The organism is Paenibacillus montaniterrae (genome assembly GCF_018403185.1).
Classification (GTDB): Bacteria; Bacillota; Bacilli; order Paenibacillales; family Paenibacillaceae; genus Pristimantibacillus; species Pristimantibacillus montaniterrae.
Window position 1 is genome coordinate 153,752 of the sequence record NZ_BOSE01000008.1, and the last position, 18,051, is coordinate 171,802.

16 protein-coding genes are annotated in these 18,051 nt (G+C 46.5%); 4 read left to right on the plus strand and 12 right to left on the minus strand.

The window, feature by feature from the left end:
* Positions 1-58 precede the first annotated feature (58 nt).
* The 4 genes from KJS52_RS27535 to KJS52_RS19585 all read right to left on the minus strand — a co-directional run bounded on the left by KJS52_RS27535 (position 59) and on the right by KJS52_RS19585 (position 3,915).
* Positions 59-859 (minus strand): collagen-like protein, encoded by an 801-nt coding sequence (locus KJS52_RS27535; RefSeq protein ID WP_246563804.1) that lies wholly within the window; start codon positions 857-859, stop codon positions 59-61.
* Between the two features lie 150 nt (positions 860-1,009).
* Positions 1,010-2,020 carry a Gfo/Idh/MocA family protein gene (locus tag KJS52_RS19575; protein ID WP_213518564.1) on the minus strand — a complete coding sequence of 337 codons (1,011 nt, stop codon included), beginning with the start codon at positions 2,018-2,020 and terminating at the stop codon, positions 1,010-1,012.
* A 27-nt stretch (positions 2,021-2,047) separates the two neighbouring features.
* Positions 2,048-2,896 carry a sugar phosphate isomerase/epimerase family protein gene (locus tag KJS52_RS19580; protein WP_213518566.1) on the minus strand — a complete coding sequence of 283 codons (849 nt, stop codon included), beginning with the start codon at positions 2,894-2,896 and terminating at the stop codon, positions 2,048-2,050.
* 398 nt (positions 2,897-3,294) lie between these two features.
* Complete coding sequence (locus tag KJS52_RS19585; protein WP_246563806.1) at positions 3,295-3,915, minus strand: carbohydrate-binding family 9-like protein; 621 nt, start codon at positions 3,913-3,915, stop codon at positions 3,295-3,297.
* Positions 3,916-4,106: 191 nt separating this feature from the next.
* Between KJS52_RS19585 and KJS52_RS19590 the strand changes: the two genes are divergently transcribed.
* Complete coding sequence (locus KJS52_RS19590) at positions 4,107-5,012, plus strand: helix-turn-helix transcriptional regulator (protein WP_213518570.1); 906 nt, start codon at positions 4,107-4,109, stop codon at positions 5,010-5,012.
* A gap of 268 nt (positions 5,013-5,280) precedes the next feature.
* Here the strand turns inward: KJS52_RS19590 and KJS52_RS19595 are convergent, their stop codons facing one another.
* From KJS52_RS19595 to KJS52_RS19625, 7 genes are all read right to left on the minus strand, one after another.
* Positions 5,281-6,753 (minus strand): extracellular solute-binding protein, encoded by a 1,473-nt coding sequence (locus KJS52_RS19595; protein WP_213518579.1) that lies wholly within the window; start codon positions 6,751-6,753, stop codon positions 5,281-5,283.
* 100 nt (positions 6,754-6,853) lie between these two features.
* Entirely contained in the window at positions 6,854-7,747 is an 894-nt protein-coding gene (locus tag KJS52_RS19600; RefSeq protein ID WP_213518581.1) for a carbohydrate ABC transporter permease, read from the minus strand.
* A complete protein-coding gene (locus tag KJS52_RS19605; protein ID WP_213518583.1) occupies positions 7,747-8,709 on the minus strand; it encodes an ABC transporter permease in 963 nt (320 codons plus the stop codon). The genes KJS52_RS19600 and KJS52_RS19605 overlap by 1 nt, the downstream gene beginning before the upstream one ends.
* A 15-nt stretch (positions 8,710-8,724) precedes the next feature.
* Positions 8,725-10,014 (minus strand): Gfo/Idh/MocA family protein, encoded by a 1,290-nt coding sequence (locus KJS52_RS19610; protein ID WP_213518585.1) that lies wholly within the window; start codon positions 10,012-10,014, stop codon positions 8,725-8,727.
* 57 nt (positions 10,015-10,071) lie between these two features.
* A complete protein-coding gene (locus tag KJS52_RS19615) occupies positions 10,072-11,166 on the minus strand; it encodes a DUF4832 domain-containing protein (protein WP_213518587.1) in 1,095 nt (364 codons plus the stop codon).
* A 15-nt stretch (positions 11,167-11,181) separates the two neighbouring features.
* Complete coding sequence (locus KJS52_RS19620; protein WP_213518589.1) at positions 11,182-12,468, minus strand: acyltransferase domain-containing protein; 1,287 nt, start codon at positions 12,466-12,468, stop codon at positions 11,182-11,184.
* Positions 12,469-13,809, minus strand: a complete 1,341-nt coding sequence (locus KJS52_RS19625; protein ID WP_213518591.1) for a DUF4832 domain-containing protein — start codon at positions 13,807-13,809, stop codon at positions 12,469-12,471. It abuts the gene before it with no gap.
* A 385-nt stretch (positions 13,810-14,194) separates the two neighbouring features.
* On the opposite strand from KJS52_RS19625, the gene KJS52_RS19630 reads away from it, so the two are divergent.
* The gene (locus KJS52_RS19630) at positions 14,195-15,208 is read left to right on the plus strand and encodes a LacI family DNA-binding transcriptional regulator (RefSeq protein WP_213518599.1); all 1,014 of its coding nucleotides are present in this window, start codon (positions 14,195-14,197) and stop codon (positions 15,206-15,208) included.
* Positions 15,209-15,455: 247 nt separating this feature from the next.
* On the opposite strand, the gene KJS52_RS19635 is transcribed toward KJS52_RS19630, so the two are convergent.
* A complete protein-coding gene (locus tag KJS52_RS19635; RefSeq protein WP_213518601.1) occupies positions 15,456-16,379 on the minus strand; it encodes an alpha/beta hydrolase family protein in 924 nt (307 codons plus the stop codon).
* Between the two features lie 167 nt (positions 16,380-16,546).
* Between KJS52_RS19635 and KJS52_RS19640 the strand changes: the two genes are divergently transcribed.
* Complete coding sequence (locus KJS52_RS19640; protein WP_246563775.1) at positions 16,547-16,960, plus strand: MarR family winged helix-turn-helix transcriptional regulator; 414 nt, start codon at positions 16,547-16,549, stop codon at positions 16,958-16,960.
* A 4-nt stretch (positions 16,961-16,964) separates the two neighbouring features.
* Positions 16,965-17,843, plus strand: a complete 879-nt coding sequence (locus tag KJS52_RS19645; protein WP_213518604.1) for an aminoglycoside phosphotransferase family protein — start codon at positions 16,965-16,967, stop codon at positions 17,841-17,843.
* Positions 17,844-18,051: the final 208 nt, after the last annotated feature.

Sequence of the window (18,051 nt, forward strand, 5' to 3'; positions counted from 1 at the left end):
ATCATTACGCTTCTCGTTTTTTTGGAACATACGTTCTTATCTTGGTCTTTTCAGACCATCAAGCTATTGCCACAAAGTTCATACTAGCTGATGGGACCCCCGAACTATAAGTGAGATTTACCTCACCACTTGCAACTTTAAGCTGCAAGTACACTCCACCGTTGACAATAGCAGAGCCATTTAACATAGTTTGTCCGGGCATAGCATTTTGCGAGCCACCTGCGGTATACTGTGAGAAATCATTATTTGGATTATTCGCTGTTGCAAGAAAAGCAATTATTCCACCTGGCTGAGGGTTAAAACAAATTTGATAGTTGACCAAATATACGTGATTGGGAGACAAATAAAACATTGAATCGTTGTGAAGACTAACTAAATTCCCTGTTTGAAAATCTAGTCCAAAACCATTAACCGGTACCCCACTCCACTGGCCAACGAACATAGTAGTTGACGTTGTATATTGAGCGAAACCCAGCGACAATCCAGTAGGACCGGTTGGACCCATATCCCCTTTCGGTCCCGCGTTTCCTTGTGGTCCTGGATCCCCCTTCGGCCCCGCTTCTCCCTGCGGTCCTGGATCCCCCTTCGGCCCCGCTTCTCCCTGCGGTCCTATATCTCCTTTCGGTCCCTGCTCTCCTGTTGGACCTTGCTCTCCTGTTGACCCCGTTGGACCTTGTGCTCCTGTTGGACCCGTACCTCCTGCTCCCGTCGGGCCGGTTGGACCCGTTCCTGACGGCCCGGTCGGACCAGTCGGACCGTTAAACCCGTTTTGTCCCTGTAATCCCCTTGGGCCAGTCGGTCCAGTCGGCCCCGTTGGACCGACCTCCTGTTCAGCTTGCAACCGATCATCATCTTCCATTGACACAATGCATCACGCTCCCTTTTTTAAATTATATGATTATGAGTAGGATGATATGCGGTGAAGCAACTGCGTGTTTGCCCGAAAGTTAAACAACGCAAAAAAGCCGAGAATACTTTAACAGTAATCCCAGCTTTATATCTATTGTTTTTATAGCTCAACCCATACACCGCGTTGATCAGCTGAACGGATTTCCGCTTCCACAATTTCTAACGACTCAACTGCGCTTTCAGGCAAGCAGGCTTCTACACGCTCACCTTTATTCACTGCTTCAACAAACGCTTTAATTTCACGGTAATAGCCCATATCACCAGGCAACTCAGGTACAAAGCCTGCTACATCGTTAGGATTTACCTTTACGACATCCTTTTCAAAAATGATATTGCCTTTTTCGAAATTAACGCGGTAGCCCATCGCGAAGCCAAAATCACCCTGCAATGTCCAGTCTGCCTGTGCATTGACCACCTTGCCGTCTGGATAAGCGTAGTGAGTGGAAACCATATCGTAAGCGCTGCCGGCAATAACATTGCGCGCGAGTGAGCTAACCGCTGTTGGCTTGCCAAACAGCCAGTTCACCATATCCGTATCGTGAATATGCATATCCAGCATGCAGCCGCCAGACAATTCCCCGTTCAGGAACCAGCCTTGCGGAGAGGCGCTGCCACGGAAAAAGCTTGCACTTGTTACCGCACCAAAGCGGCCATCCTCAATACATGCTTTCAAATATTCATACGCAGGCCAGAAACGCAAGCATTGCCCAATCATCAGCGTTTTGCCGGTGCGGCGTGCTGCTTCAGCCATTTTATGGCCTTCTTCTGCTGTTCTGGCTACAGGCTTTTCGCATAGTACGTGGATGCCACGTTCCAGCAGTGGAATTACTAGCTCAGCATGCAGCGGAGTCGGCAGCGTAAGGTCGATAATATCGAACTGCTCTTGCTCGAGCATTTGCTCCAAATTGTCATACAGCTTATATTTCGATAAATCATAAACCTCTTGCTCTGTCGCAATATTTCCCCAGGTACCGCCATTTTTTAATTCCTCGATGCGAATGTCACAAATCGCCGTCAGTTCAATGTCCGCTCCTTCACGCATTAAGCGCTCGTAGTTGTCAAAATGCATGCGGCCCATAAATCCGAATCCTACCAGTCCAATTTTCAACATAATAAAAGCTCCTCTCCGATTGTTGTATTACTTGCTTGATCTACCCAAAATAGCATCCATTGCCGCTGATGTGTTATAAATAATTTGCTCGCTGTGGTGTTTATATGGCGGAATCATTTCAGCCGAAACATAATTGTCGTAGCCAATATCTTGCAGCGCCTTCATGACCGCCGGATAATCCACGTCGCCTGCCAGCAAATCAACAAAGCCATGCAAGCCGCCCGCTTCTCTACGGTAATCCTTAAAGTGCACCTTTTTAATACGGTGACCCAAAATACGAACCCATTGCTCAGGATAGCCGCTGTGCACGACATTGCCGACGTCAAAGTATGAACCAACGAATTCAGAGTTAAAGGAATCGATAAAGCCTCTTAGCTCTAATGGAGATAGCAAAAATTTATTCCACACGTTTTCGATGGCAATCGCCACGCCTGCGCTTTTAGCGAAAGGCACCAGCTTGGCAATCGCTTCCTGAGCACGATCATAGGCTTTATCATAATCTACCACCTCAGACCCCGGAATAAAGTCAACTCCAACTGCCCCTGGAATAACGAGAATCGCATCAACGCCAAATGCGGCTGCTGCCTCTAACTGTTTTTTACAGATATCGATTGCCTTGCTGCGGTTTTCTTCCTTTTCACTGGTCATCGCATAATCCCAATACAATCCTGTTGCCAATCCGGCAATTTCCAGCTGGGCGTCCTCCAAATATGCCTGGATCTGACGAATGTCCTTGTCACTTGATTCCAGGCCTAGCTCGCCACTAGCATTCAAGCTCAGCTCAATACCATCAAAGCCTGCTTTTTTGGCAATCGCAATACTATCCTTAATAGAAGTTCCTTCTGCAAAAGACCAAATATTAATTCCTTTTTTCATCTTGCTCACTCCTCATATATTTTTAAACAGCTTGTCAGCGCTTCGGAGCCTTTTCTCGTGCTAAGACCAAGAAGCTTGGACGCTAGTAGAAAATGAGGAGCGCAGCGTAGGCACAAGCTACGTGAGCACCGGAATTTTCGCTAGCGTTCAAGATTCGCCGTCGAATAGGCTACAACGCAGAGCATCCTCATCAAAATCGTGTTTTTGAACTTCCCCTTCCAATAAAGGTTCAAAAACTCGGCTTTCAGGACCAAGAAGATGGCACGATACTAGAAGGCGAGGAGCGCAGCGTAGGCAAAAAGCTACGTGAGCACCGCAGCCTTCGGTAGCGTGACATATTCGCCGTCGACTACGCTACAACGCAGAGCATCGTCATCAAAGTCGTGTTTTTGAAATTCCTATCTAAAGAGTAGTGTTCCGAATAGGTTCGGCTTATGATAATTAACTTCCCCAGTTGGACTCCATGCCTGAAACTGTCTCTGTCCAGATTCATCCTGATCAATGCGATAAAAATTGATTCGCCATGCATCACCTGCTCGAGCAGTCTTCCCCAGTGCTGCTGTTGGCAGCTTTAGCAAATAAATATTTCCCGGCTGCTGCGAATGCTCAAACGGCTTCACTGCTGTGTATAGACCTTCGATATCCCAGGCAGTGTCAACAACAATATGTGACTTGCCCTGCGCTCCTGTAATTTTTGCATCGAAGACTACATTATGCGGACTTACTTCAAGCTCGATATATTGCTTGCCATCGCCAGCAAGATCAATGAATACTTCAATTACATCCTGCTCGTATAAAGGATCATCTCGCTTGGTATAGTCAGACTTTACATAATGATCGGTGCACTCGAAGCGGATGTACAATGCTTCTGAGCTCCAGCATGCCTTTACTTCTGTTTGTTCCTTTGGTGCCAGGCCCGTCACTGTATCAACCAGCTGTACAGATGGACAGTGCTCCCATTGAATATGGTCAATGAGCTGCTGTTCATCTGAAAACAATACGTGAGGGCACTCATACATTGGGGGCAAAGCATCGCCTCCTTTCAAATCCGCTGCTAAATTTGTAAATTTCCTTTGTTGAACTTGTTTTTTAGAAATGTAATAATACCTATATATTAAAAGAGTTTCTCTTTTAATTCTTTAGCTAGAAAAGATATTATTTGCACATTTCCGTTATAGATTCGATCACATGTTGGCAGGAGGCAGTTATCATGTCTGAAATTGAGCAAACGTTCCCTGTAAGGAAGAAAATTCCCTTTTCGAGCTGGTCTCCTTCCATTCATTATGCGCAGCATCAATTGTTGAATACTGGTGCTCTGCCAGCCAGAAGAATCTATGATTTTGAATTGCTTTATGTCTATCGCGGAACAGCAGCGACCACGATAAATGGCCAGCGTCATCTCGCACAGCAAGGTCAGTTGTTGTTCATCCCTGCTGGTGTACTGCATCAAAATGAAGCTGTATCAGAGCCAAGCACACATTTTTTAGGGATCCATTTTGATTTTCTTAATGATATAGAGGTGCAAAAGGAAGATGATATTGTCGTAGATCAGCCCAGCCCTGCTGCGGAAGCCTTTGCCGTTGAGCCTATATGGGAGCCTTTTCCCGCTCTGTCCCAGCAGGTTGTCTATACCCCGCCAGCAGCCTGCGTGCAATTCATGGAACAGCTGACCGAGGAATTTGCTGCGCGTCCTGCTGGCTATGAATTGATGTGCAGGTCCCTTATGCTCCATATTTTAGTGATGCTGCTGCGCCAATCTCGGCTTCGCTATGAGGATGCTCCTTCGCAGCATCATCGCAAGCTGCTAAAGCTGATTGCGCAAATGGAAACAGAATACGCATTGGATTGGACCAATAAATACGTAGCGAAGCAGTTAGGCTTAAGCATTGACCATGCTGCCAAGCTGTTCCGCGAGTTGACAGGACTACCGCCTCACGCTTATGTGCAAACGATTCGTCATCGAGAAGCAAGACGCTTGCTGCGGGAAACGGATCTTTCCATTGAGAGAATCGGAGAACAGCTCGGCTATGCAGGCATCCACTACTTCAGTCGATTGTTCAAAAAGTACGAAGGGATAGCGCCGACGGAGTACCGCAAGCTATCCAGGGTCCTGTAGGCTCCAGACTTTGATGACGATGTGTTGCTTCGTAGTTAACTCGACGTCGAATCTTGAACGCTAGCGAAAGATTATGCTTCCGGAGTATGTTTCCTGCGGAAACATTGGAGGTGCTCACGTAGCTTCTGCTCTACGCTGCGCTCCTCGTTTTCTACTAGCGTCCAAGCTTCTTGGTCCTGAAAGCCTGGGTTGCAAGAAGTATAAAAAACTCGGATGTTGTATAGCAGGATGTTTTTGTCTGCTTTACATTTCATCCGAGTCTTTTTAATTATTTTTTGCTTGCTAAAAACTCATCCAGTTGCCTTTGAACCTCTGCTACGTATTCGTCAATGCCTGCAGCTTTCAAATTTTCGATCGCCTTTGGATATGAGGTTTCAAAGTCAACAAAGCCGTCGCGAATTGGTGCGAGCTGCTTGCCTACTACTTCCTTCAGTGCCGTTTCAATCATTTTCACTTTTTCGTTATTGAAGCGGAAGCCAAGCGCATCTGAGACAATGGCATCGTTGTCCCATGATTTATAGTTGTCAATGTCTTCTTGCAAAGCTTCTGGAGCGAATAATTGATAGTTTTGATTGCGGAACATCCACTCATAGAAGAATTCGGTATTCGCCAGCTTTTTGATGCGTCCGTCAACTAGCTCGTAATCTTTGCCTTCTACGCCATAAAGAGCAAATAAGTAGTTTTCCTGGCTTTTATACAGCCAGTTTACAAATTTGATGGCTCCTTCCGGGTTAGGTGCAGTTACAGGCACACTAAGCACCTCGCCGCCCGTTGACGTAATATAGCGCGGCTTATCATCTGCCAGCAGGTATGATTTCAATACAGCATCTGGCGCATTAGCTTTTACTGCTGAAGCGATTTCCATCTCTTTGCCCAGTGAGCCTTCTACCCAAAGGTACAATCCGGTCTGCATGCGTGAGTCGCGTTCATTGTATTTGATCGTTAAATCCTCTGTATATAAGCCTGCATCATACATGCTTCGGTTAAATTTGGCTACTTCCTGGAATGCTTCGGTCTCAAAGTAGCTAATTGCTTTTTTGCTATCCGGTCCATATACAACTAGATCCTCTGCGGCAATCCAGAAATATTGCTCATCTGCAAAATAACGTGTAAGAGGCTTGAAAATAACGTCCGCAGGGCCTTTGTATTCAGGAAACTGTTCCGAAACCTTGGTCGCAAATTCCTTTAAATCCTCTGGTGTATTAAGGTCTGTCATGCCAACCTTATCCATTAAATCCTGACGTACCGTAACGAGCTGATACATCGCTGAGGATGGCGCATAAGCAGACGGGATACCATAAATTTGTCCGTCAATGACTGCACCTTGAAGCTGTTCCTTAGGCAATACCTTCAACATATCTTGACCGTACGTTTCGATTAGCTCATCAAGCGGCTGCGCTTGCTTTTTATTGACCATTGTGGATAGATCAGGCAAGCCATCCCAGTACAAATCAATTGGTTCGTTTGCTGCGAGCATAATATCCTTCTGCTCCCAATATTGAGCCCACGGTACAAAAACAACTTCAACCTCCAGGCTCAAATCGTCTGCCATTCGTTGTTTAAACTCATTGTTCAAAAATTCAGAAAAGCGTTCAGTTTCCTCACCCGGGTACAAAATCGTTATTTTTTCTAATTTCTGCTTTTCCCCCTCAGCATTACCCCCTGAATTACTGGAACTACAAGCGGACAATACGAGCAATAAAACGAGTGCTAACAAGACCATTGCATTCTTTTTTCTCATTTCCAAGTATCCTCCTACACGATTAGATTGTTTATGTGATGCCTGTAAGCGGGCGAGACCATCATCTTTCGGACAGCCCCTCCTCTTACAGGCTATAAACCTACTCCTTAACAGCCCCTGCCATTATCCCTTGAACAAAATACCGTTGAATGAACGGATATAAGAACATGATTGGACCGATCGTAATAATCGTAACGGCCATTTTAACGGTTTCGGCAGGAAGCGTAATGCTGCCGGACGCGCCCGAAGGTATGCGGCCAGAGCTTATCGCATTCACATTGGACAAGATGTTGTATAAGTAGTATTGCAAAGGAAACAGATCCTTTTTATTAACGAAGATTAGCGCATGCCACCAGTCGTTCCAATACGCTAATGCATACATAAGGCCAACTGTTAACAGCGGGGTTTTGCTAAGCGGCATGGCGATGCTCCAAAAAATTTTGAAGTAGTTGGCGCCGTCAATTTCTGCAGCTTCATATAATGAAGGAGAAATAGCCGAGAAGTATGTTCTCATTAAAAACATGTTCCACACATTAAGCATAGCCGGCAAAATCATTGCCCAAATCGTATTTTTCAAGCCGTAATAATTGACACTGACCATGTACCATGGAATCAAGCCTGCAGAAAAGATGATCGTGAAGTTTGAGATAAACGCCAATACATTGCGGTATCTCAGCTTCTTGATCGAAATGGCAAATGCCAGCATGCTCGTTATGAGCAGCGCTCCTGCAGTCCCGACTGTGGTAATGAAGAACGTCACCCCGTACGAACGCAAAATCGAAGCACCGCTATTTACAAAAATGTATCGATATGTGTCTAAGGTAGGAAGCTGTGGCAAAAGTGCATATCCATTTCTTGCAATCGCGCTTTCCGAAGAGAATGAAACACTGATGGTCAGCAAAAATGGATATAAGCATATCAAAGCAAATATTGCGATAAAGCAATAAGCAAACACAACGACCCATCTATCCCCTAACGAACTTTTTAGTTTCATTAAAAAAGACCCTCTCCGTCGTTGATTTTTTTAGCAAAATAGTTTGCCGCGGTTACAAGAATGAGTCCCATAACCGATTGCATTAAGCCAACTGCAGTCGAATAAGAAAATCCAAGCGTGCGCATCGACTGATACACGTAGGTATCAATGACGGATACCTCTCCGCTCAACACTGGATTATCACCGACAATACCGTAGATCATACCGAAATCGCCGTAAAAAATTCGTCCTACGCTGAGCAGCGTCAATACGACAATGGTTGGCTTCAGCATTGGAATGGTCAGATAGAAAATTTGCTGCAGCTTGCTTGCTCCATCAACCTTTGCAGATTCATATAAGCTTTGATCAAAGTTGGACATAGCCGCCATATATACAATGGAGCTGTAGCCACTAAATTTCCAAACGCTTGCCAGTATAATAATAGGCTTCCAATATTGCGGCTCGGAGTACCAGCGAATCGGCTCAAAGCCAAAAAACTGCAAAACCTTATTCGCTACCCCTACATCTGTTGAAAATACACCGTAAACAATCGCGCCTACGACAACCCAGGAAATAAAATACGGGAAAAACATCATGCTTTGCGTCAGCTTTTTAAAGGTCATGCTGCGAATTTCGTTAAGCAGGACGGCAATCGCAACGGGAACTACCGTGCCCAAAATAATCGTGTAAAAGTTTATAACTAGCGTATTGTAGGTAACCTGCCAGCCCATGCTGTGCTCGGAAAAAAAGTATTCAAAGTTAGTTAACCCGACAAAAGGACTGCCAAATATGCCATCGACAACATTAAATTCTGTAAATGCCATCCACACTCCGGCAAACGGAATATAGCTGAACATAAGCAGCAATATCACTGCTGGCACGCTCATTAAATACAAAACTCGATGCCGCTTTATTTCATATAAAAACCCTTTTTTGATCGGCTTCAGCTCCTGGATACGTGTACCGTCGATTCCGGAGTTCATAACCTCTCTACCTCCCTACACCAGCATTGAATTTGCTGGAAGCTTGCTCAGCAATTCCTGCTTAAGTTGATTGATATCAACGATCTCGCCGCTCAATCTCGCTTGCTCTGCAGCGTAGGCCATGATGTGACTTTCTACTGAATGGTCGATCGACGAGCGACTGTCTTCCTTCTTCTGCTTGCCATCGACAGGGTCCATACGATCGAGGAAGTCAGCCATCAAGCCGGCATCTCCGCCATTATGCCCTCCTGAAACAATAGCTGGGCGAATCACCTCTTGCTGAATGCCATCAACCATGTTGGAAGCAAATCTTGTAATTTCAATAACGTTCGCACTATCATCTGCGCGAATTTCACCATGCTCGCACATAATTTTGAGCGTGCGATACATTTTGTTCGTAAAGCCGCTTAAATTAAAGGTTACCGTTACACCATTTTCAAATTCGATAATGGAAACCTGGTGGTCGCACACATCATTGTCTGTGCGGAAAACACAGCGACCATACTGGCTCGTTTCCAATGCCTTCAACAGTCCTTCCTCGGTTTGATCGTGTCCGATAACCGTTGCCGGCCATTGACCGCGAATTGGCAAATACGCCTTGCGCGCATCGAATCTGCAGTCTGCTGCAACCGGACAGTCTATGCAGCGCTCTGTACTGCCTTTAGGCGCATTTTCCTCTTTAAAGAAGGTGAGATCGCCGTAGGAAGAAATACGCTTCGCATTGCTGCCGACCAGCCAGGACAAAATATCCATGTCGTGGCAGGACTTTTGCATAATGATCGGGCTGGCAAGGTCCGCTCTGCGCCAATTTCCGCGCACAAAGGAATGCGCCATATGGAAATTGCCAATGTTTTCATTATGTTGAATCGTAATAACCTTGCCCAGCGTGCCGCTGTCGATAATTTTTTTAATTTCCGAGAAAAACTGCGTGTAGCGCAGCACGTGACATACAATAACCTCGCGCCCTAGTGCATTGGCCTTCTGCTGAATCGCTACACATTCCTCAGGGCTTGGAGAAATTGGCTTCTCAAGCAGAATGTCATAGCCTAAATCAAGGGCGAGCATCGACGCCTCATAGTGGTCAAGGTCCATCGAAGCAATGATGACCGCGTCCGCCATCTTCTCCAGCCCTGCCCATTGCTTTACCGACTCGAACTGACGCTCAGGCGGAATATTGAACTGCTCCGCTGCTACCTTTCTCCGCTGCTCATGCGGCTCTACAACAGCGACAATCTCCACTCTAGGATCTGAATAGCCTGCATAAATCATTCCTCTTTGTCCTGCACCGATTAATACTAGCTTCAAAATATTCCCTCCAACCTTCTCCAAGATGAATTATTTGCTGTGAAACAAGTCGGAGTGTTACTCCGGAACCTGCGGATCTTCTAACGGGTAATATCCTTCCGGATAATAGGACTTCCATATGTCTCGATATGGATCATCCTCCGAATATGCAATCGTTATTTGTCCTGCATGATAAAAGCCGTCCTCATCCTGTTCTTGAATGTACATGTTCACGGCAGCGCCGTCGTCGTATGTCACGCCAATCGCAACCTCATATGTTCCTGAAGGCAGATCAGGCAGACATAGCAGTTCATTGTGCACCAAATCTCCCGTTAGCCATGAGGACGTATCAGCTTGCAGCGCCATAACAACGTTTTCCTGCTCATTATGCAATCGAAGCCATAGTTTGAATGGCCGATAAAACTTAGCGCTTCCGTCATTTACAAACCAAAGTCGTAATGGAAAGTGGCCGCCGGCATAAGCGATTGCCGGAAATGTAACGCGCCGCAAAGCTAATCGAGCTCCCAAGGAAGCATCGGCATCGCCGCAAAGCGCAACATGCCATCTTTTCGCTTCATTACGCAATTCTTCGCCCCATTTTTGCTCGGGCACTGCAAGCAGCACAGGCTGCTCCTTCCAAATTGAACCCAAGCGCTGCTTGGCAATCTGCTCGCTGCACGCCAGCCAGTTGTCCTCTGTTGCAGTCAGCCATAAGCCAAAGGAACGCTTTTGCGCGCGCATTTGTTGGATAAACGCGCTGTCTTGCACATTTGCCAGTAGATAAGGCGCTTGAAAGGAGTCAGCATAAGCTTCCCATTCATCAGTCGTGCTCCCAAGCATCGTTGCAACCACTGCAAATAGGCGAGCATCCTCCCCATAGGCACTGCCAACTTTGCGAATAAATGCAGCGAAATGGGCGCTGTTATGATCCTGCTCTACCCAGTCTGGTTGACCCGGCTCAAGCCATAGCACGAGATAGGGATGCTGGGCCGCCGCCGCGAGCTGCTGCTCGATGACGTCCAGCTGATAGCTGCTGCGCTCTGGCTCAACATCCTTCCACTTTAGCTTGATAAGCTGGTAGCTTTGTGGGTAGATATTGCCCTTTATTAGCTGTGGACGCGCAACAATCGTCTCATATGCCTCATATTGATCCAATGCAAAGCAATTGTGCATCGCATTCTCCCCTCCTTAAAACGTAATCGTCATTATTTTCAGAAAGTCCGCTATATCCTTGCCGTTCAGATATGGGTCATTGCCGATTCGCTCGAGCTCCTCAGACAGCACGAACATGCCTGTTGTATGGAAGCGCGCTCCTGCCTTGTACTGCTCAATGACTGCACGCTGTAGCGAGGTTTTGGGCTCAAAGGTTAACGGATCAGCATTGCGATCACCAAAAAGCTCATGATGGAGCATGCTGTCTCCTCCAGCAACTGGATAGTTGTAAAACTGACGCTGTACGCTTACGATATTACTTTTCTTTTCATCCAGACAAAGGCTTAAGCGGCCATCATACAGCCAGCTTTCACTCCAAAATCCGCGAAGCTGTTGCTCTGGAAAATACGTAGTGTAAAACGATAACGCCAGCTTCATCGAGCTTTGCAGTCGTTCAGTCGTATATCCGGGACCAGATGGAATATGCAGCGCCAGCATCCGATCGCCAGGCTGCAGCACAAGCTCCCATTCATCGACCTTGATCGTGGTTGGCTTGCTCTCAATAAAACCGAGCGGATTAATGCGGTTAGCGGTAATTTCTCCGTTATGCTCGACCCATTGTGTTGTAAAGCTGCCAGTTGGATCAAACACTCCATTGACCCCGTCAAACTGACCGTCCTTGCGCACGTTGGCGCCTTCATGATGCAGTGCCAGCACCTCGCCTGACTGACGGTGGCGATACACGTTAATCTCGCTGCTAAAGATGTGCGGAATAAAGTAAAACCGATCAAGCAAGAAAATCGACTGCGTATAAAAATTAAGCTCCCACGGAAAATCCTTCACCGTGGCATCTCCATAGCGCACAAATCGATCAAGCTGTGGCGAAAGAAAGTTGCCCGGAATATCCGCAAAGTAGGAAGAAGGGATGCCGCGAGCAGCCATGCGTCGCTGTGAAGGCTCAATACAGGCCAGCAGCAACAAAAATGTATAGCGCTCCCCCTTTTCCATGCATTGCGGCTGCATCGGCCTGTAGTCGATTTCGTCGCAGTTTTCTCTTGCTGTGCACATTTGCTCAATTAGAAACTGACTAAACAACAACAGAATGTCATCCTTTTCAATTTCCTCGATGCTTTGCAGTAATTCGCGTCTTGCAAACTCCGGCACGGCATACTTGGTAAAAACACTTTCCAAAAAGCTTCTTGAAATGAATTGTCTGTCTGAACCTGGTTCATAAGACTGATATCTTTGCTCCAGCCCTTCTGGAACATAATCAAATTGACAATGTGCGATACAGTGCTCGTAATCAGGTTTTCTGCTGATCATTTAATCCAATCCTCTCTCGATAACAATGTGTCCCATTGGATAGTAGCCGTCTTTCCAACCCTCTATAGCAAGCCTTACATTTCCAACCTCTTCTATTTCCGTTTCAATACCAATTTGAATTTCGTAGGTTCCTGGCTCAAGGTGATCAGGAAGCGCGAAGCTTTCCTCCCACCACACGTCCTCCTCGGGCAGCCACTGACGAATATCCTGCTGACTGCGGAATACATATTGCGCGTTTTCTCCAACTAATCGCACAACGAGTGGATAGCGGTTGTAGATCGGAGCCACTCCTACATTGGCCCATAGCCCCATCACCTTTAAGGCTTCTCCAGCGGTCACCAACGAATCGAATACAAATTTGCGAAGCTCAAAACGATAGCCCATTCGTTTTAACCAGTTTTCTACTGCTGGCTGCCACGGCTTTGGCACAACTGTTGCCTTGCTGTTAAAAGAAGAAATATGCCACTTTAACGATTCCTCAATAATGTACTCAATATCCCAGCCCTGGTCGTACCAGTCCTGCATGTGCCAGCAAGCCTCGAATACGATTGGGGCCTTCTTCCACGCTTCACTCATGCCGAAATTTTGAATGTTTTGCGGATAGAAGTCCGTCATATGCGACCAGCGCTTTCCGTGAAAGCCTCCCATGTCGCCGAGGCAATCGACGCGGAATCCAACATTCCTTTTCTTTGACAGCAGGATTTGACTGGACATTGGATCATGCAGCAAGGATTGCAGTGGCGTCAGCTTGAATCCATCCATATACGCATCGACGATTTTCGAAATCGCATCCGGATTCATAAACTCCGTTCCGCCGCCTTCTCCCCACGCGCCAACTATTGTAAGGTCGATCGAGCTAATAACGGGATGGCCATCAAATTTCTCGGCAAATGCTCGAATAAATTCAGCCCAGTAATCTGCATATGGCGTCGTATTCGGATCAATCCGCCAAAACGGAAAGGATGGCTCCTCTGGATACATGTCGCGCAGCCACTGAGGGATATCATCCTCAAGCTGCAGCGCATAAGGCGAGCATCGTACGATTGCAGTACAGCCTTGGCTGCGTGCTGCCGAAAGCTTCTGCTCAATCAATTCCCACCTGTAGTCCCCTTTGATCGGCTCGATATCTCGCCAGCGCACACTGAAAAAAACAAGCTTGCTGTCAGGATGATTCCATGTTTTGCTGATTGGGGTGAAGCGATACGGCTCTACAAGCCGGCCCTTCGTGTCGCGAATTTCCGCTGGTGCGTCCATTAAGGCTTGAGCAGCAGTAAATCCAATGCCTGGATTGGTAAACCATTGATCAATGCGTGGAGGAAATACTGTGACGGCTTTTTTCAAAATACATACTCCTTTCGACCAACACCCTCAATTATGTTTCGTTATTTTATTTCGTTTGTTTACTAAACCTTATTTCGTAATTATATCACTTTTATGGCATATTTCAATACATTTTTAGTGAGAAAAAAATTGTGAAGCGTTGTCATTTTTTAAAATGACGCATTGATGTAACTATATATGACATATACATTGCTTTTTTCTATATTTTTGCTTGCTGACTCCGTGTTTTTTCTGTGCGAATTGACTTTGTTTTTAGTTGCATTTCAATTTCACGAAACAAGTTGCACGTTTGTTTCTTTTATTGTTTATCGTTTCGTAAACTCGTGATTCATGGTATACTATAAGTAATAGCCGCTCATAGTGGGAAAGGAAGAAATGAAAATTCATGAGTACAATTAGAGATGTAGCCAAGCTCGCTAATGTTTCAGCTGCTACGGTTTCGAGAGTTTTAAATAATGACTCTACCTACAAAATAACCGATGAAACACGAGCTAAGGTTTGGGAGGCTGTTACGAAGCTAAACTACAAGCTTAGCTCCAACGCCAAACGACAAAGCCCAGCTGCAGCTGTTAATAGTGATATAAAAATTGGTTGTGTGCTTAGTGTAACGAAGGATAAATATAATGATCCTTACTTTATGGCCATCCTGTCGGGAGCAGAGGAACAGCTTCTGAGCAAAGGGCATGATATTGCATTTATTAAGACGGGACATGAGTTAGGAGATCAAAAAGTGTTGTTTAACACGTTCAATGAGCCAATATCAGGCTTGATTCTTATGGAATCTCTGCATACGGAAACGTATGATTACTTAAGACAGCGTGTGCCGCATATTGTGGGAATTGATACCGGGCGCTTGGAAATTGATAATATCGGGTACGATCACCATCACGTATCTGCGATCGCCGTTGAGCATCTTATTGGGAAGGGGCATAAAAAGATTGGCTTTATTGGCGGAAGCGGCTTACAGGGGAATATTCGTTACAGCGAGCGCTATCGCGGCTATTACGCCGCCATGCATGCAGCAAATCTTGAGGTTGACCCGCAATGGGTGATTGATTGCATGTGGGATGAAAGCATAGTCATCGAGCGGATTAATCAGCTCATTGATGCGCAGCATTATCCTACGGCCTTCTTTGTTGCAAGTGACCTGATGGCTATGGCTGCACTTAGCGCGCTTTACAATAAAGGAATCTCTGTGCCTGATGAGGTTGCCATTATCGGCTTGTCCAATATTGAAATGTCCAGATACTGCTCGCCACCGCTATCCACCATTCATATTCCGGCAAAGGAAATTGGAAAAGTAGCGGTCGAGCTTCTGCTTGCCCGCATTAACGGCGATGAGCTTCCGCCGAGACGCGTGCTGCTGCCAACCGAATTAATTGCAAGAAGCTCCACCTAATTGTTCTGGCTCCTCGGGCGTTTTTCAGCGCTCCGGAGCAAAGCATCCTCCAGTCGCTTTTTAAATCGTAATGCTCTTATTTGAATTTTTTATGGTAGCATTACGATGTTAAAGGCGACTCACTGCGTTTTTCGGATGCTTTGCTCCTCCGCTGGTGCTTTTTTTGAGGTCAGGACTAAGAAGCTAGCGCGCAAGCTTCGACGTCGAGAATCCACCTACGCAATTCCATCGTCATCAAAGTCGGGCATTATTTGGATTCGATGCGGCCTGGCGGATTGGCACTCTCTTTTAGAGCAGCTTGTGCTGACGGCCAGCTGGAAGCGTCGAGGCCTAGCGCGGTGCGTAAATAAGCTGCGGTCAGCTTCTGCAGCAGCTTGACCCGTTCAGGGTTTTCATCGGTTGTTTCCTTGACCTCATAGCCGGAAATTCCTCCAAGCGAGTGCTCTGCCCCAAACAGAGTCAATAGACTTTTTTCTCCCGGACTTAGAACGTACGGATCGGTAAACCAGTCCGGTCCCCGGGTGGACAGCAGAGACTGGTCATGGTCTCCTGCAACTACGAGAGCTGGCGTGCTCATATTTGCAAAGCTTGGGTTCATGAACGGAAAATGCTCGGCCGCGAACGGTGTTAGATCAGCTCCGCCGCTTCCGGTTGTGGCAAGCAATACTCCCGCTTTAATCCGCGGATCGGACATGTCTTGTCCTGGTTCGCCATAGGCGTCAAGAACCCGCGCTCCCAGCAGCATGCTTGCTGTCTGGCCGCCCCAAGAGTGTCCGGCTACAGCAATGCGTTCCCGATCGAGACGCCCGCGAAGGCCGGGAACGGAAGCTTCAATGAGCTCCAACTGGTCGAGGATAAGCTTCAAATCGTCGACTCGCATGCGCCAGATCAACGGCGTGCGAGGGTCTTCAGATGGAATGTTCAACGTTCTTGAATCGAGATGGGTCGGTTGAATAACTACGAAGCCGTGAGCGGCCCAGAAGTCAACCAACGGAGCATAACCATCCATCGACCAGCCAAAACCATGCGAAAACACAATGATAGGCAAATCCTGCCCGATCACCGGCGCAGTCACTCGCACTTGCAACTCCTCACCACGTTCTTTCTCCGCTGGCAATCCTATTGGCTTCACTGAAATGATTGAAGCAGGCACATTCATTTTTATATCCATCATATAAGTTCCTCTCTTCCTTTTTACTTTAATTTGGTCTCGTAAAACTTTTGGTTGATATATCAACCTTGAACTACTGTAACTTATTGTGGTTGATATGTCAACTATGATATGATTGGCCTATGGATAAAAACGAGTTAACTAAAGAGGAAATGCAAATATGGCATATGTGGAAAGGCTCTTTTCAGAGCATCTTTGGTCGCGTAATTAAAGAAATGACTGAGCAAACAGGGCTATCAGAGGGTGACTATGGAGTATTGGATCGGCTAGCCCTTTTAGGAAATGGCAGCTTGCGGCAGCAGGAGCTGGCGGATTCAATGGACTGGGATAAAAGCCGCTTGTCGCATCATCTGACACGGATGGAAAAACGCGGCCTTGTAATGAGGAAGCCTTTACAGTCAGATCGCGGTATTCAAGTCGTGATCACTTCCGCTGGACAATCAATACTTGATGAAGCACGCCCTGTCGTCTCCCAGGCAATACGCAAACATTTTCTTGATCAATTAACCGCGCAGGACATTGAATCAATTACTAAGCTGGCGGAAAGAACAAGAACAGCACATTCATCAGAAGGAAGTTGAGTCAATGATCGAAATTACGGATGAACTGGTACGCCGATTAATTGATAGCCAATTCCCGGAATGGAGAAATCTGGACATAAGACCTGTAGAAAAAAACGGCCATGATAACCGCACCTATCGGTTGGGCAACGAGATGACCGTCCGCCTGCCGAGTCATGAAAGGTATGCCTCAGCTATCGAGAAGGAGTTAACTTGGCTTCCTATTTTCAAGCCTTTACTCTCCCTGCCAATTCCGTTCCCCGTCGCAAAAGGGAAGCCGGCGGACGACTATCCTCTTCCATGGTCCGTCAACCAATGGATCGAGGGCACCACTGTTACACGTGACAACATACGCGACTTAAACGAATTTGCTGAAGATCTTGCGAAATTTTTAAAGGAGTTGCAGGCAATCGACGCAAGCTGCGGCATACCAGCAGGGGTTCAGAACTTTCATCGCGGAGGAAATCTTGCTGTTTATGACCAGGAAACAAGGTCGATCATCGAAAAGCTTTCCAACGCAAACGATCAAAAGCTGCTTACTGAAATATGGGAGCTTGCTCTTGCGACAAAATACCAGGCGGAGCCGCTGTGGTTGCATGGTGATGTTGCAGTAGGCAATCTGCTTGTGAGAGAGGGACGTTTGTGCGGTGTCATTGATTTCGGAACTATGGGCGTAGGCGATCCTGCGTGCGATCTTGTTATGGCTTGGAATTTTTTTGACGACACAAGCCGTAAAATCTTCTTGAAACTTATGAATTTTGATAAAGATACTATTAATCGTGCACGAGGCTGGGCCTTGTGGAAGGCACTTATTACTTATGATCGGAACGAGAAGGACACAGAACCTTCAATCTGGGGGGAAAATGTAATTGAAACGATCGTCCGAGATTACAAACAGCTATAGTATTCAATAAAAACGGGCTGTTCAGTCGTCAGTTTTCACTGATTCTGAACAGCCCGTAGCATGTTTTAAGGCAAAAAAGTCCTTCGGTTTCGCCCTACCTCTCGAAACAGTCACCACTCTATAGTGGCTCCACTTACAAATCTGTACACGGCAAATTGTTCATTCATCTCTAAAGTGAGAGCGTATCAGTCACCAAAAAGAGATTCAA